We start from the raw sequence: 14,862 nt of genomic DNA, 5'->3' as shown, positions 1-14,862 counted from the left end.
GAACGAAGGTCGCATGACCCTTGCTAGCTGCGCCTTCCCCGCAGCTAGCATTTTTTTGGCCGCGCCCGGCCTGTGACGATCGGCGCCGGTGACGCGGGGACGGAATTGAGGTCGCATCGGTTGCGCGCGGCATCGAGGCGCAGAGCATGCGGGGGCAGCGAGGGCCGGACGGGCCGGCACATGCCATGACGAATCCGCTCAATCTCAGACAGGTGCTCGCCCTGGTCATTTCGCTGCTGGCCTTCGGGCTGACGGGCGTGGTGACGCTGACGGTCGGCGCGGCCGGCATCCGCGACGTCGAGGAAGGCATCGGCGCCTCGCTGGCCCTGGTCGCCGACCAGATGCAGGACAAGCTCGACCGCAGCATTTTCGAGCGCTTCAAGGAACTCGACACCACCGCGCGCCTGCTGCGTACTTTCGACATCCCCGCCAATCCCGATCAGATCCGCGTCTGGCTCGACGAATTGCGCAGCAGCGGCGACGATTATGCCTGGATCGGCTTCGTCAGGCCGGACGGCCATGTCGGGCGCGCCACCGAAGGCCGCTATGAAGGCGACGACCTCTCGCAGCGCCCCTGGTTCCGGGCCGCCCTCGAAGCGCCCGCAGTCGGCGAAGTGCGCGATGCCGCGCCCGAAAAGGCGGGACCGCCTGCGCCCGGCGGCACCGCCTCCGCCCGCGTGCTCGATATCGCGGTGCCGGTGCTGGGCAAGCAGGGCGAGGTGACGGGCGTCCTCGCCGCGCAGATCAACTGGAGCTGGGCGAGCGAGATCCGCGATTCCGTCATCGAAACCCTCAAGCGCGACAAGGGCGAGGACATTCTCGTCCTGAACGCCGCCGACAAGGTCATCCTCGGGCCGGACGAGATGCTGGACAGGACGCTGCATATCGGCACGGCCACGCCGCCCGCGATCCAGAAGGGCGCCTTCGACGGCCGCCATTATCTCTACGCCCATGCCAAGACCGACGGCTACCGCAATTTCGGCGGCCTCGGCTGGACGGTGCTCGCCCGCCAGAACGCCCGCATCGCGCTGGCGCCGGTGCATGAGCTGCAGAACCGGATGATCGCCCTCGGCCTCGTCTTCTCGATCCTTGCCGCCATCGTCGCCTGGTGGGTGGCCGGCCATATCGCCGCCCCGCTGCTGCGGCTGGCGCGCGCCGCCCAGGCCGTGCAGCGTGGCACCGACACGCAGATGCCCGAGCTCAAGAGCTATGCCGAGGCGGCGACCCTGTCGCATTCCTTCGCCATGCTGGTCGCGGATCTGAAGCAGCGCGAACGCCTGCTCGCCCAGCTCAATGAGACGCTGGAAAGCCAGGTTTCCGAGCGCACCAGCGAACTGGCCGTGCGCAATCAGGCCCTCGCCGAAGCCTATATCGCGGCGGAACAGGCAACGGCTGCAAAATCCCGCTTCCTCGCCGCCGCCAGCCACGACCTGCGCCAGCCGCTGCACGCCATGACGCTGTTCGCCCGCGCCCTGTCGCGCCGCGTGCATGGCGAGGAGGCGCCCCGTCTGGTCGCCCAGCTCGAGGACGCGCTGAAATCGCTGAAGGGCATGTTCGACGGGCTGCTGAATATATCGCGCCTGGATGCCGGCCTGATCCAGCCGAACGTGACCGATATTTCGGCCAAAACCCTGATCGACCGTCTCGCCGCCGGTTTCCGCCTCGAGGCCGAGGCGCGCGGCCTGCGCTTCGTCAGCCGCAGCGTCGACGCCGATCTGCGCACCGATCCGGTGCTGTTCGAGGCCATGCTGCGCAATCTCGTCGCCAACGCCTTCAAATTCACCCGCCAAGGCGGCGTCGCCCTGGTCGCGCGCCGCTCCGGCCGGTCGATCCTGTTCCAGGTGGTCGATACCGGCCCCGGCATCGGCGAGGACCGGCGCGAGCGGATCTTCGATGAATTCGAGCGGGCGCGCGAGCAAGCCGGGGGCCATAATGAAGGGCTCGGCCTTGGCCTGTCGATCGTCCGCCGCTATGCCGCGCTGCTCGGCATCAAGATCAAGCTGTCCTCGCGCCTCGGCCGGGGCACGCGCTTTTCGCTGATCGTGCCGCAGCCGCCCTCCGCCGGCAATGGCCGCGACCTTGCCGACCAGCCCCTGGCGGCCGCCAATGGCTCCGGCCGGTTGCCGTCCGGCCTGCGCGTGCTGGTGATGGACGACGACCCGATGATCGTCTCCGCCCTGACCAGCGATCTCGGCGACCGGGGCTGCGCCCCGCTCGGCGCCACCTCGCCCGCCGAGGCGGAGGCGATTTTGTGCCGCGCGCCCGGCATGGAGGCCATGGTGGTGGATTTCGACCTCGGCACCGGCGAGACCGGGCTCGACTTCTGCCGCCGCATGGAAGGTAAATTGCTGAAGAAAATCCCCGTCCTGGTGCTCACGGGGGGCACCGACCGGTCGACGCTGAAGGCGGTGCTGGCCAGCCGCCTGCCCTGGCTGACGAAACCGGCCGATCCCGAAATGATCGCCGAGGCGCTTGCGCGGCTCGTCGCCCGGCGCGATATCCATGGGGGATCGGCATGATGCGCGCCCACCGACGGAGATCGCGATGAAGGTTCTGGTCGCGGACGATCACGGGCTTTACCGCTCCGGCCTTGGCTTCCTGCTCAGGGACCAACTCGGTGTCGGCGAGGTCATCGAGGTCGGCACGCTCGACGACGCGCTCGACATGCTGGCGCGCCATCCGGGACTGACGCTGGCGCTGTTCGACCTCTCCATGCCCGGCATGGCGGGGCCGGAGAGCCTCGGCACCGTCAAGGCCACCTATCCGGACACCTTCATGGCCGTCATCTCGGCTTCGGAGGACCGGGAGAATGTGGTGAAATCCATCGCCGCCGGGCTGAGCGGCTATATCCCGAAAACCCTGCCCGAGGACGAGATCGCCAAGGCGCTGGCCATGATGCTGGCGGGCGCGATTTTCGTGCCGCCTTTCATGATCGCCGGCGCGCCGCCTGCACCGCCGCCCGCCGCCCCGCCGGAGCCGCCGCGCGCGCTGCCGGCCTCGCCGCTCGACACGCTGACCCCGCGCCAGCGCGACGTGCTCGGCTACATCCTGCAAGGCCGCGCGAACAAGGAGATCGCCCGCGAGCTCGACATCGCCGAGGGCACGGTGAAGATCCACCTCGCCGCGCTGTTCGCGCTGTTCGGCGTCCACAACCGCACCGAACTCGCCACGTGCGCCCAGCGCATGCGCAACGGCCGCGATGGGTCGTATCGGGAGGGGTGAGGCGCGGAGGTTTGTTCGGCCGCGCCGGTAGGAAGAATCCCCCTTTTGTCATCCCCGCTTTCGCGAGGATGACAAAAGGGGCGTGGGACTAAACCGCCGCGCGCTCGTCGTGCCGGGCGAGCCGGCTCAGCAGGTAATCCACTTCCGCCTTGGCAGCCGCACTGAGGCTCGCTCCGGGCTTGCGCTGGGCGTCCGACGCGATGAAGCCGCGCCGCATCATGACATATTTGCGCACCGCAAGGCCCACGCCCTGCTGCTGCTCGTAGCGCAGCAAGGGCAGATGCGCGTCGAACAGGTCATGCGCGGCATCGCGGCTGCCGGCTTTCTGCAGGCGCACCACGTCGGCCAGCATTTCCGGGAAGGCGTAGCCGGTCATGGCGCCGTCCGCGCCGCGCTCCATCTCGAAATCCAGGAACAGGCCGCCATTGCCGGTCAGGATCGAGATGGGCTTCAGCGAGCCGTCCTTCTGGAAGCCGCGCAGGGCCGAGATCTTCTCCAGGCCCGGCCAGTCCTCGTGCTTGAGCATGACGCAGGACGGGTTCTCCTGGACGATGCGCCGGATCACGCCGGGCGTCATCTGCACGGTGAGCGTGAGCGGATAATCCTGGATCACGAAGGGAATGTCGGTGCCGATGGCCTCGACAGCCTGCCGGTAATAGCCGGTGATCTGGTCGTCGGTCCTGAGCGAGGGCGGCGGGGCGATCATCACCCCGGCCGCGCCCTTCTCCATCGCCGCCCGCGCCAGCCAGCCCATGGCGGCAAAGCCCGGCGCCGAGACGCCGACGATCACCGGCAGCTTTCCCATGCCCTGGATGAAGCGGGCGGTGACGGCGAGCGATTCCTCCGGCTCGAGCTTGGGCGCTTCGCCCATGATGCCGAGCACCGTCACCCCGGTCGCCCCGGCGGCGAGATAGCGCGCGATCAGCGTGTCGACCGAGCCGATATCGAGCCGTCCGTCGGGGTGGAAGGGCGTCGGCGCGATCGGGAACAGGCCGGAGGCGGTTTCGTCGAGAAGCATGGCTGTCGGTCCCAGAAATGTGCCTGCGGGCGTTCAGTGCGCCGCCAGCCCAGAATAGGCCATTTGCCCGGATTTTCCACCCGGGCACGCGGCCTGAGCAGCGATACCTAAATTCCAAGCAACTTATTGATTAAAATTTGAAATTCCGAGCAAATCTGTGCCTAAGATTTAAGCCCTGCCAGTACACATCTTGACAAGCACGTCACCAGGGTGTGTCCTATAAAGCTTACAGAGCCTTAATCGCTCAGATGAGCGGGACAGGGGGCACGCGCATGGCCGCCGTAAATTCGTCCCTGAAAGCTGACTTAAGCATCGCTCGCCCGAAGATTCGGAGGATCGGCACCGCCGATCTGCGGGAGGTTTTGGTCAAAGGGCTCGCCGACTTCGGCGCCATGCCGACTCACTCGATTTTCCTGGTCGTGATCTATCCCATTGCCGGCCTGATCCTCCTGCGGCTGAGCTTTGGATACGACATGCTGCCCGTGGTCTTCCCGCTGCTTGCGGGATTTACTCTGCTTGGCCCGCTCGCCGCCATCGGACTCTATGAATTGAGCCGCCGCCGGGAAGCCGGCATCGAACCGGGCTGGGATGCGCTGAACGTGTTCAGCCTGTTGCGCGCCCGCTCGATCGCCCTGCTCGGCCTGATCCTGACGGCGATCTTCCTCGCCTGGCTCACCGCCGCCATGGTCATCTACCGCAGCAATTTCGGCGAATGGGTGCCGCCCTCGATCTCGGCCTTCCTCGGCGAGGTGTTCGGCACGGCGGCCGGCTGGCGCCTGATCGTCATCGGCTGCGGCGTCGGCTTCCTGTTCGCCGTGGCGAGCTTCACCATCAGCGTCGTCTCCTTCCCGATGCTGGTCGACCGCGATGTCGGCGTCGCCGCCGCGGTGCAGACCTCCTACCGGGCGGTCGTCGCCAATCCGTTCGTCATGGCGGTTTGGGGCTTCATCGTCGCGGCGGCGCTCTTGGTCGGCACGCTGCCGGTGCTGATCGGCCTCGCGGTGATCCTGCCGGTGCTCGGCCATTCCACTTGGCATCTCTACCGCAAGCTCGTCGAAACGGCTCCGGGAGGTCGCTGATGGCGGGCGCAGGCGTCGGGTGGCGTGACGAGGGCAAGCTTTGATTTCAATTCTATCCAAGCCCGGGAGGCAAGGATAACCGGCGATGAAAACGGCGATTATATTGGTGATTGTGGCTGTCGGCTCGGTGCTGTTTCACCTGCTGAGCCCATGGTGGTGGACGCCCATTGCCTCGAACTGGGCCTATATCGACCACACCATCAGCCTGACCTTCTGGATCACCGGCGCCGTCTTTGTCGCCGTGGTCTTGTTCATGGCCTATTGCATCTTCCGCTTCCACCACACGCCGGACCGGCAGGCCGCCTATGAGCCCGAGAACAAGAAGCTCGAGGCCTGGCTGACCGTCGCGACCGCCATCGGCGTCGCCGCCATGCTGGCGCCCGGCCTGTTCGTCTGGGGCCAGTTCGTCACCGTGCCCAAGGGCGCGACGGAACTGGAGATCGTCGGCCAGCAATGGCAGTGGAGCTACCGGCTCCCCGGCAAGGACGGCAAGCTGGCGACCACCTATACCAGCCTGATCTCGCCGGAAAACCCGCTCGGCATCAATCCCAGTGACCCCGCCGGCCGCGACGATCTCGTCGTCGAAGGCGGCGAGGTGCATCTGCCGCTCGGCAAGCCGGTCAAGATGCTGCTGCGCTCCGTCGATGTGCTGCACGATTTCTACGTGCCGGAATTCCGGGCCAAGATGGACATCATCCCGGACATGGTCACCTATTTCTGGATCACCCCGACCCGCACCGGCACCTTCGATGTGCTCTGCGCCGAACTATGCGGCGTCGGCCATCACATCATGCGCGGCAAGGTCGTCATCGACAACGAGACCGACTACCGGGCCTGGCTCGAGCAGCAGAAGACCTTCGCCGAGCTGACCACGCCGATCAGAAAAGCCGAGGGCGAAACGGCGCCGCTGCCCGCGGCGCAATAGGCGGAGCCCGGAGGGCTTCGCGAGCGAACAGACATGCACGAGATGGGACCGGCGCCGGCCGGAACCCGTCCGAAGGGAGCTGAGGAGAGGATTCTGATGGTCGATGCCACGCATGGCGGGATGGGAACGATCCCCGCCGCTGAAGTCCCGGATGTCGAGCTCTATCATCCGCATAGCTGGATCGAGAAATACGTCTTCTCCCAGGACGCGAAATATATCGCCATCCAATATTCGATCACGGCGCTCGCCATCGGCCTCGTCGCTCTGGTGCTGTCCTGGCTGATCCGGCTGCAGCTCGGCTTCCCCGGCGTCTTCACTTTCATCGACGCCGACCATTATTACCAGTTCATCACCATGCACGGCATGATCATGGTGATCTACCTGCTCACCGCGCTCTTCCTCGGCGGCTTCGGCAACTACCTGATCCCGCTGATGATCGGCGCGCGGGACATGGTGTTCCCCTTCGTCAACATGCTGAGCTACTGGGTCTATCTGCTCGCCGTGCTGGTGCTCGCCGCCAGCTTCTTCATGCCGGGCGGACCGACGGGCGCGGGCTGGACGCTCTATCCGCCGCAAGCCATCCTCTCGGGCACGCCCGGTCAGCAATGGGGCATCATCCTGATGCTGATCTCGCTGATCATCTTCATCATCGGCTTCACCATGGGCGGCCTGAACTACGTCGTCACCGTCCTGCAGGCGCGGGCGCGCGGCATGACCTTGATGCGGATGCCGCTGACGGTGTGGGGTATCTTCACGGCCACCATCCTGGCGCTGCTGGCCTTCCCGGCCCTGCTCGTCGCCAATATCATGATGCTGTTCGACAAGCTGCTCGGCACCAGCTTCTTCATGCCGGCCATCGTGGAACTGGGCCAGCAGATGAGCTATCGCGGCGGCAGCCCGATCCTGTTCCAGCATTTGTTCTGGTTCTTCGGCCATCCCGAGGTCTATATCGTCGCCCTGCCGGCCTTCGGCATCGTCTCCGACCTGATCGCCACCCATGCCCGCCGCAACATCTTCGGCTACCGCATGATGGTCTGGGCTATCGTCGCCATCGCCGCGCTCAGCTTCGTGGTCTGGGCGCATCATATGTATGTCAGCGGCATGAACCCGAATTTCGGCTTCTTCTTCGCCACCACCACGCTGATCATCGCCATCCCGACCGCCATCAAGGTCTATAACTGGATCCTGACGCTGTGGCGCGGCAACATCCATTTGAACGTGCCCATGCTGTTCGCGCTGGGCTTCATCGTCACCTTCGTCAATGGCGGGCTGTCCGGCCTGTTCCTGGGCAATGTGGTGGTGGACGTGCCGCTCTCGGACACCATGTTCGTGGTCGCGCATTTCCACATGGTGATGGGCGTCGCCCCGATCATGGTCATCTTCGGCGCCATCTACCATTGGTACCCCAAGATCACCGGGCGGATGATGGATGAGGGGCTGGGCAAGTTCCACTTCTGGGTCACCTTCCTCGGCGCCTATCTGATCTACTTCCCGATGCATTATCTGGGGCTGCTCGGCGTGCCGCGCCGCTACCACGACCTCGGCACCACCGACTTCATCCCGCCGAACGTCGCCACGTTGAACGAGTTCATCACCGTGATGGCGCTGATCGTCGGCTTCGCGCAGATGGTGTTCCTCTACAATCTCTTCACCAGCGTCTGGAAGGGCAAGCTCGCCGGCGGCAATCCCTGGCGCGCGACGACTCTCGAATGGCAGACGCCGCAGACGCCGCCCGCGCATGGCAATTTCGGCAAGGACCTGCCGGTCGTCTACCGCTGGGCCTATGATTACAGCGTGCCGGGCGCCAAGGAGGATTTCATCCCGCAGAACCAGCCGCCATCAGCGGCCACGGCTTGAGGCGTAGCACATGCCGGTCACCATCTTCTTCCTGACATTTCTGGCGGTCATCGCCGGCTGGTGGCTGCTGCAGCAGCGGCTGCACGCCAAGCCATGGCTGGAGGAAGGCGTGATCGGCGAATTCGACGGCACCGGCGCCATGGACATGCCGGCCGCCAAGATCGGGCTCGGCCTGTTCCTCGCCGTGGTCGGGACGCTCTTTGCCCTGCTCATCAGCGCCTATTTCATGCGCATGGGCTATGCCGACTGGCAGAATATCCGCGTGCCGCAGATCCTCTGGCTCAATACCGGCGCGCTGGCCGCCAGCAGCATCGCGCTGCAAACGGCGCAGAGCGCGGTCTACCGGAGGCATATCGACGGCGTCAGATCCCGGCTCATTGTGGCCGGCGCGTTCGGCGTGCTGTTCCTCGCCGGCCAGTTCTGGGCCTGGCATGAACTCACCGACAGCGGCTTCCTCCTCGCCAGCAATCCGTCCAACAGCTTCTTCTACCTCATCACCGGGCTGCACGGCCTGCATGTCATCGGCGGCATGGCGGCGCTCGGCTGGGTGACGGACCGCGCCTGGCGCAGCCAGACCGCCGAGCCGCTGCGGCTCCCGGTGGAGATGTGCACGCTCTATTGGCACTTCCTGCTGTTCGTATGGATCGTCCTGTTCAGTCTCCTGACCGGATGGGCGGATGAATTCGGCGCGATTTGCCGCCAGTTGCTGACCTAAGGGGACCTGAGCCGATGGCAGAAGCGACAGTGACACATGCCGGAGACGCGCCGGGGCGTCCGGACGGCTTGCGCGGCATCGCCGCCGACATCTCCTCCGACCAGCGTGCCTTCAAGACCGCATCCTGGGGCAAGGCCATGATGTGGATCTTCCTGCTCAGCGACACTTTCATCTTCAGTTGCTTCCTGCTCTCCTACATGACCGTGCGCATCTCGACTACGGTGCCCTGGCCCAATCCGAGCGAGGTCTTCGCCCTGCATATCGGCGGCTCGGACATCCCGCTGATCCTGATCGCCATCATGACCTTCGTGCTGATCTCCTCAAGCGGCACCATGGCCATGGCCGTCAATTACGGCTACCGCCGCGACCGCAAGAAGACGGCGATCCTGATGCTGGTCACCGCCGCGCTCGGCGCCACCTTCGTCGGCATGCAGGCTTTCGAATGGTCCAAGCTGATCTCGGAAGGCGTGCGGCCCTGGGGCAATCCCTGGGGCGCCGACCAGTTCGGCTCGTCCTTCTTCATGATCACCGGCTTCCACGGCACCCATGTCACCATCGGCGTGATCTTCCTGCTGATCGTCGCCCGGCGGGTCTGGCGCGGCGATTTCGACGTCGGCCGGCGCGGCTTCTTCACCGACCGGCGCGGCCATTACGAGACCGTCGAAATCATGGGCCTGTACTGGCATTTCGTCGATCTGGTCTGGGTCTTCATCTTCGCACTCTTCTATCTGTGGTGAGCCATGCAGCACGCACCCGTTCAAGCCCAGGCCCATGAAGAGGGCCAGCAGCATCCGATCAAGCTCTACATGGTGGTCTGGGGCTGGCTGTTCGTCCTCTCGACCTTCTCCTATCTGGTCGATTACTTCCATGTTCAGGGCTATCTCCGCTGGACGCTGATCCTGTTTTTCATGATCCTGAAGGCGGGGCTGATCGTCGCCGTCTTCATGCACATGGCCTGGGAGCGGCTTGCCCTCGTCTACGCCATCATCGTCCCGCCCGTCCTCGTCCTGATCTTCGTCGCCATGATGGTGCTCGAGGCCAACTACACCCAGTTCACCCGGCTCCTATGGTTCTCATCCGGGTCTTGATCCTCGCGCGATCGATCGGGGGAGCATGAGTAGCGTGCAGCCGCATTCGCCACATGAGCAGTTCGAGGGTTTTCTGCGGGCCGGCTTTTCGGGCGCCTGGCGCTGGACCCTGCTCGAGGGGGCGTGCCTGACGCTGCTCGGCGCGGGATGCCTGTTCGCCGTCACGGCGGGCGGGGCGCCCATTGGGGCGATCCTGATCGGCGCGGGCACGGTGACCCTGCTTCTCGCCTGGCGGGCCGAGCAGGCGGCCGGTTTCGCGCTCTCGCTGCTATTGGCGCTGATCGCTCTCCTGGCCGGGTTCCAGTTGCTCTGGACCGAGGAGAACCTGGGCGCCGTCCTTGCCGCCTATTTCGCCGCGCGCGGTCTCGTCACCATCCTGCTGGGGGCCGTGCATGCGCATCGAGGCGACCACCAATGGGAAGCCCTGACCGTCGGCGGCGTCACCAGCCTGATCCTGGCGGCCCTCATCCTGTCCGGCCTGCCCGGCCCGTATACCTGGATGTACGGCGTCGTGCTCGGCACCGGGCTGGTCTTCGACGGCGGCGCGCTGGTCGCCCTGTCGCTTGCCGCCGCCGAACCGCAGCGGGCGCGCGTTCCGGCCGGCGCGCTCACCGCCCGCCTTGCCCCGGAGCCCGCGCCGCGCCTGCGAATACCGCCACGCCCGCGCCGCGCCAAGCGGCTGCCCACGCCCGTCGCCGAGACGCCGGTTCAGCAGCCGCTTTAGAGCGGGATGGGATCGGATCCGCTCGCCAACCCCCAAGACGAAATCCCCGCCGTCGCGGGGATTTCGAAAATGGGGTTGTCCTAATCTCATCAGGCTCTAGCTCGGCTCTCCCCGCCTCGCCTTCACTTTCGCGATCAGCGCTTCCGCCGCGGGCAGGATGCGCTCGACGATCCGGGCGACGCCCTGCTGGTTCGGATGCAGGCCATCGCTGAGGCTGAGGCTGGGGTCCATCGCCACCCCGTCGAGGAAGAACGGGTAAAGCGGCACGTCATATTGCTTGGCGAGCCCGGCATACATCGCCCTGAATTGCGTCACATATTCCTCGCCCCAATTGCGCGGCGCTTCCATGCCGGCGATCAGCACATCCGCATTGCGCTCCTTCAACCGGGCGAGGATCTGCCCCAGCGCCTTGGTGGTCTCGGCGACCGGCGTGCCGCGCATGGCGTCATTCGCCCCGAGTTCGAGAATGGCGGCGTCCGCCTTGTCGGGCATGGCCCAGTCGAAGCGCGCCAGCCCCTCGGTGGCCGTGTCGCCGGAGACGCCCGCATTCACCACGCGGACATTATGGCCCTTGGCGCGCAAGGCTCTTTCGAGCTGCACCGGGAAGGCGGCCTCGGGCGGCAGCAGGTAGCCGGCGGTCAAACTGTCGCCGAACGCCACGATCACAATTTCGCGTCCCGCCGGAGCGGCGAACGCCTTGTCGGGCAAGGCGGCGCTGCCGAGAGCGGCGATGAGGCTCGCAAAAGCGATTACGGATTTCCATATGCACGTATCATTCATGCGCAAGCCTTTCACCACTTGAGCCGTATAAGATAGCATTGCTGCTTGCTAACGGAGCCCATTGATCGTGCCGGAAAAGATTATCGAGCTGAAGTCTGTCCACCTTACGCTCCACAGCCGGGCCGGTTCCGTCAAAATACTCAGGGGCGTCGACCTCGCCATCGGCGAGGGGGAGACTGTCGGCATCGTCGGCCCCAGCGGCTCGGGCAAATCAACACTGCTGATGATTATGACCGGGCTGGAGAAAGCCTCCAGCGGCATCGTCAACATCGCCGGCCAGGATTTCATGGCCCTCGGCGAAGATGGCCTTGCCCGCGCCCGCGGTGAGAATATCGGCATCGTGTTCCAATCTTTCCACCTCGTGCCGACCATGACCGCGCTCGAGAACGTCGCCTTGCCGCTCGAATTTTTGGGCCGGGCCAATGCCCGCGAGCGCGCGGCGGAGGTCTTGGGCACCGTCGGCCTCGGCCACCGGCTCGACCATTTCCCGGCCCAGCTCTCCGGCGGCGAGCAGCAGCGCGTCGCCATCGCGCGGGCGCTGTCGCCGAACCCGAAAATCCTGTTCGCCGACGAGCCGACCGGCAATCTGGACGCCAGGAACGGCGAGCAGATCATGGATCTGCTATTCAGCCTGCATAAGAGGCACGGCACGACGCTTGTGCTCATCACCCACGACCAGCGCCTTGCCGCGCGCTGCGGACGGGTCATCGGCATCGAGGATGGCCGCATCGCCCGCGAGACGCACGGCCTGGAGAGCGTGGCATGACGGTCATCACGGCGGAACGCGGTACGGAGCGGGCGCGCCCGTCCTTGCCGCTCAGCCTGCGGCTCGCCTTGCGCGAACTGCGCGGCGGCATTTCGGGCTTCTACATTTTCGTCGCCTGCATCGCGCTCGGCGCCATGGCGATCGCGGCGGTCGGCACGCTGTCGGCGGCAATCCAATACGCCATTTCGCGCGAAGGCCGGGTGCTGCTCGGCGGCGATGCCGAGGCCAGCCTCGTCCACCGCGAGGCAACGCCGGAGGAGCGCGCCAGATTGAACGCGCTCGGGCCGGTCAGCGAAATCGCGACGCTGCGCTCGATGGCGCGGCTGACGGACGGCTCCGCGCAAGCGCTGGTGCAGATCAAGGCCGTGGATGGCGCCTACCCGCTGTTCGGCGTGGTGGTCTTCGAAGACGGCAAGACCCTCGCCGATATCAGGCGGCCCGGCGCGGTCGCGGCGGAACGTGCCCTGCTCGACCAGCTCAATCTCAAGCTCGGCGATAAATTCCAGCTCGGCAACAGCACGGTCGAGCTGACCGCGGTGCTGACCAAGGAGCCCGACCGGCTGTCGGCCGGCCCGACGCTCGGCCCGCGCTTGATGATGTCGACCGACACGCTGCGCCGCACCGGCCTCGCCGAGCCCGGCAGCCTGATGGACTGGCGCTACCGGGTGAAGCAGGGCGGCGAGGCCGCGCTCGACTCCGATGCGCTGCGCAAGGCGCTGCCCGCGACCGGCTTCCAGGTCCGCGATCATAACGATCCCTCGCCCAGCATCAGCCGCTCCATCGACCGCCTGCGCGATTTCCTGACGCTGGTCGGGCTGACGGCCCTGCTCACCGGTGGCATCGGCGTCGCCAACTCGGTCAGCGCCTTCATCGAGCGCAAGCGCAAGGTGATCGCCGCCTATAAGGCGCTCGGCGCATCGAGCAACCTGATTACGCGGAGCTTTCTGATCCAGGTGCTGATCGTCGCCGCCTTCGGCATCGTCATCGGCCTCGCCATTGGAACCGCGCTGCCCTTCCTGGTGACCAGCCTCTATGGCGCGATGCTCCCCATCAAGCTGGAAGTCGGCCTTTATCCCGCGCCGCTGATCCTCGCCGCCGCCTACGGGCTGCTGATCTCGCTGATCTTCATCCTTTGGCCGCTCGGCCGGGCGCGCCAGATCCGCGCCGGGGAATTGCTGCGCGAGGAGGTGGACGGGCCGACCCGTTGGCCGCCGCGCGCCTTCGCCGCCGCCTCGATCGTCAGCGCCATCGTGCTGGTGCTGATGGCGATCTTCCTGTCGCAGGAGCCGAAGCTGGCCGCCATGGCTCTCGGCGCGGTGGCCGGAACCTTCGCGCTGTTCACGGCGCTCGGCTACGGCTTTCGCGCCCTTGCCCGCATCCTGCCGCGGCCCCGCCGCCCGGAGCTGGCGCTCGCCCTCGCCAATATCGCCGGACCGGCCGGGCTGACCCGCACCGTTACCGTCTCGCTCGGCGCCGGCCTGACGCTGCTGACCGCCATCGCGCTGACCGACGCCTCGATGACCGACGAACTGCGCACGCAGATGCCGGCGGAGGCGCCGAGCCATTTCTTCGTCGGCATCAACAAGGCCGATTATCCCCGCTTCGAGGCGCTCATCGAGTCGAAGGCGCCGGGTTCGGAGCTGAACAGCGCGCCGATGCTGCGCGGCCAGATCGTCTCGCTGCACGACACGCCGGTGGCGCAGCTCAAGGCGCCGCCGGAAGCGCAATGGGTGCTCAACGGCGACCGCGGCCTGACATTCGCCGCCGAAAAGCCCGAGGATTCCGAGATCGTCGAAGGGAGCTGGTGGCCGGCGGACTATAAGGGCGAGCCGCTCGTCTCCTTCGAAGCCGAGCTCGGCCGCGCGCTGGGCCTGAAAATCGGCGACAAGGTCACCGTCAATGTGCTGGGCCGCAACGTCTCGGCCAAGCTGGCCAATTTCCGCACCGTCGAGTGGAGCACGCTCGGCATCAATTTCGTGATGGTGTTCTCGCCCAATACGCTCGATGCCGCGCCCTATAGCATTCTCGCCACCTTGAGCTGGCCCGAAGCCAATCCCGCCGGCGAGGTCGATGTGGTGCGCGCCGTCGCCGCCGAGTTTCCGACCGTCACCTCCATCCGCGTGCGCGACGCGCTGGAGACCGTCAACCTGCTGCTCGGCCAGCTTTTCACCGCCATCCGCGTCGCCGGCAGCCTGACGCTGCTTTCGGGCGTGCTGGTGCTGGCCGGGGCGCTGAGCACCGTGCGCGCCCGCCGCATCTACGAGGCGGTGATCCTGAAAACCCTCGGCGCCACCCGCCGCCGCATCCTCGTCGCCCATATGGCGGAATATCTGATCCTGGGCATCGCCACCGCCGTCGTCGCGACCGGCTCGGGGGCCGTCGTGGCTTACTTATTGTTAACGCAAATCATGGATCTTTCCTTCACCGCCTCGGCCCCGGCCCTATTGCAGGGCGCATTTCTTGCGACCATATTCATGGTTTCGTTTGGGCTCTATGGCACCCTCAGGGTGCTCAATGCCAAGGCCGCGCCCTACCTGCGTGCCGAATAGACGGAGTGGCGAGAGACAATTCAAGTTGCGCGAACAGTTGCCATAGCAAGGCCGCGCTTGCCTTTTAAGGTGAATTGCGCAGACTTTCCGGGTAGACAACTCAACACAGCTTCATCTTTCCACTGAAGTGACTCCGAAG

General features: G+C 65.9%; 13 protein-coding genes. 11 read left to right on the top strand and 2 right to left on the bottom strand.

Annotated elements, in window-relative coordinates:
* Positions 1 to 185 precede the first annotated feature (185 nt).
* The gene (locus tag BLEFHOIH_RS04525; RefSeq protein WP_170937001.1) at positions 186 to 2,519 is read left to right on the top strand and encodes an ATP-binding protein; all 2,334 of its coding nucleotides are present in this window, start codon (positions 186 to 188) and stop codon (positions 2,517 to 2,519) included.
* 25 nt (positions 2,520 to 2,544) lie between these two features.
* Positions 2,545 to 3,222, top strand: a complete 678-nt coding sequence (locus tag BLEFHOIH_RS04520; protein WP_088343416.1) for a response regulator transcription factor — start codon at positions 2,545 to 2,547, stop codon at positions 3,220 to 3,222.
* 88 nt (positions 3,223 to 3,310) lie between these two features.
* On the opposite strand, the gene BLEFHOIH_RS04515 is transcribed toward BLEFHOIH_RS04520, so the two are convergent.
* On the bottom strand, positions 3,311 to 4,240 hold the full coding sequence (locus tag BLEFHOIH_RS04515) for a dihydrodipicolinate synthase family protein (protein ID WP_088343318.1): 930 nt from the start codon (positions 4,238 to 4,240) through the stop codon (positions 3,311 to 3,313).
* Positions 4,241 to 4,602: 362 nt separating this feature from the next.
* Between BLEFHOIH_RS04515 and BLEFHOIH_RS04510 the strand changes: the two genes are divergently transcribed.
* The 7 genes from BLEFHOIH_RS04510 (at position 4,603) to BLEFHOIH_RS04480 (ending at position 10,628) form a co-directional block, all read left to right on the top strand.
* Positions 4,603 to 5,319: a DUF2189 domain-containing protein gene (locus BLEFHOIH_RS04510; RefSeq protein WP_245296864.1), complete on the top strand. Its 717-nt coding sequence runs from the start codon at positions 4,603 to 4,605 to the stop codon at positions 5,317 to 5,319.
* A gap of 85 nt (positions 5,320 to 5,404) precedes the next feature.
* Positions 5,405 to 6,244, top strand: a complete 840-nt coding sequence (locus BLEFHOIH_RS04505) for a cytochrome c oxidase subunit II (RefSeq protein ID WP_088343316.1) — start codon at positions 5,405 to 5,407, stop codon at positions 6,242 to 6,244.
* 96 nt (positions 6,245 to 6,340) lie between these two features.
* Positions 6,341 to 8,101, top strand: coding sequence for a cytochrome c oxidase subunit I (gene ctaD / locus BLEFHOIH_RS04500; protein ID WP_088343315.1), 1,761 nt, complete (start codon positions 6,341 to 6,343; stop codon positions 8,099 to 8,101).
* A gap of 10 nt (positions 8,102 to 8,111) precedes the next feature.
* On the top strand, positions 8,112 to 8,816 hold the full coding sequence (locus BLEFHOIH_RS04495) for a cytochrome c oxidase subunit 3 (RefSeq protein ID WP_088343314.1): 705 nt from the start codon (positions 8,112 to 8,114) through the stop codon (positions 8,814 to 8,816).
* Positions 8,817 to 8,830: 14 nt separating this feature from the next.
* The gene (locus tag BLEFHOIH_RS04490) at positions 8,831 to 9,553 is read left to right on the top strand and encodes a heme-copper oxidase subunit III family protein (RefSeq protein WP_088343313.1); all 723 of its coding nucleotides are present in this window, start codon (positions 8,831 to 8,833) and stop codon (positions 9,551 to 9,553) included.
* Positions 9,554 to 9,556: 3 nt separating this feature from the next.
* Complete coding sequence (locus BLEFHOIH_RS04485; RefSeq protein WP_088343312.1) at positions 9,557 to 9,904, top strand: cytochrome C oxidase subunit IV family protein; 348 nt, start codon at positions 9,557 to 9,559, stop codon at positions 9,902 to 9,904.
* A gap of 25 nt (positions 9,905 to 9,929) precedes the next feature.
* A complete protein-coding gene (locus BLEFHOIH_RS04480; protein WP_088360715.1) occupies positions 9,930 to 10,628 on the top strand; it encodes a hypothetical protein in 699 nt (232 codons plus the stop codon).
* Between the two features lie 96 nt (positions 10,629 to 10,724).
* On the opposite strand, the gene BLEFHOIH_RS04475 is transcribed toward BLEFHOIH_RS04480, so the two are convergent.
* Entirely contained in the window at positions 10,725 to 11,408 is a 684-nt protein-coding gene (locus tag BLEFHOIH_RS04475) for an arylesterase (RefSeq protein ID WP_088343310.1), read from the bottom strand.
* 67 nt (positions 11,409 to 11,475) lie between these two features.
* On the opposite strand from BLEFHOIH_RS04475, the gene BLEFHOIH_RS04470 reads away from it, so the two are divergent.
* Positions 11,476 to 12,174, top strand: coding sequence for an ABC transporter ATP-binding protein (locus tag BLEFHOIH_RS04470; RefSeq protein ID WP_170937000.1), 699 nt, complete (start codon positions 11,476 to 11,478; stop codon positions 12,172 to 12,174).
* On the top strand, positions 12,171 to 14,723 hold the full coding sequence (locus BLEFHOIH_RS04465; protein ID WP_088343309.1) for an FtsX-like permease family protein: 2,553 nt from the start codon (positions 12,171 to 12,173) through the stop codon (positions 14,721 to 14,723). Before BLEFHOIH_RS04470 ends, BLEFHOIH_RS04465 begins: the two co-directional genes overlap by 4 nt.
* The last annotated feature ends 139 nt before the right edge of the window (positions 14,724 to 14,862 follow it).

It is taken from the genome of Rhodomicrobium sp. R_RK_3 (assembly GCF_002198715.1).
Classification (GTDB): domain Bacteria; phylum Pseudomonadota; class Alphaproteobacteria; order Rhizobiales; family Rhodomicrobiaceae; genus R-RK-3.
The sequence above is the reverse complement of the archived record's forward strand: the minus strand, read 5'-3'. Positions and strand labels throughout refer to the sequence as shown.

What these genes read in the sequence shown, in the direction of transcription:
- BLEFHOIH_RS04525 (WP_170937001.1), top strand. Translation starts at nt 186, where the DNA reads ATGACGAATCCGCTCAATCTCAGACAGGTGCTCGCCCTGGTCATTTCG.
- BLEFHOIH_RS04520 (WP_088343416.1), top strand. Translation starts at nt 2,545, where the DNA reads ATGAAGGTTCTGGTCGCGGACGATCACGGGCTTTACCGCTCCGGCCTT.
- BLEFHOIH_RS04515 (WP_088343318.1), bottom strand. Translation starts at nt 4,240, where the DNA reads ATGCTTCTCGACGAAACCGCCTCCGGCCTGTTCCCGATCGCGCCGACG.
- BLEFHOIH_RS04505 (WP_088343316.1), top strand. Translation starts at nt 5,405, where the DNA reads ATGAAAACGGCGATTATATTGGTGATTGTGGCTGTCGGCTCGGTGCTG.
- ctaD (WP_088343315.1), top strand. Translation starts at nt 6,341, where the DNA reads ATGGTCGATGCCACGCATGGCGGGATGGGAACGATCCCCGCCGCTGAA.
- BLEFHOIH_RS04495 (WP_088343314.1), top strand. Translation starts at nt 8,112, where the DNA reads ATGCCGGTCACCATCTTCTTCCTGACATTTCTGGCGGTCATCGCCGGC.
- BLEFHOIH_RS04490 (WP_088343313.1), top strand. Translation starts at nt 8,831, where the DNA reads ATGGCAGAAGCGACAGTGACACATGCCGGAGACGCGCCGGGGCGTCCG.
- BLEFHOIH_RS04485 (WP_088343312.1), top strand. Translation starts at nt 9,557, where the DNA reads ATGCAGCACGCACCCGTTCAAGCCCAGGCCCATGAAGAGGGCCAGCAG.
- BLEFHOIH_RS04480 (WP_088360715.1), top strand. Translation starts at nt 9,930, where the DNA reads ATGAGTAGCGTGCAGCCGCATTCGCCACATGAGCAGTTCGAGGGTTTT.
- BLEFHOIH_RS04475 (WP_088343310.1), bottom strand. Translation starts at nt 11,408, where the DNA reads ATGAATGATACGTGCATATGGAAATCCGTAATCGCTTTTGCGAGCCTC.
- BLEFHOIH_RS04465 (WP_088343309.1), top strand. Translation starts at nt 12,171, where the DNA reads ATGACGGTCATCACGGCGGAACGCGGTACGGAGCGGGCGCGCCCGTCC.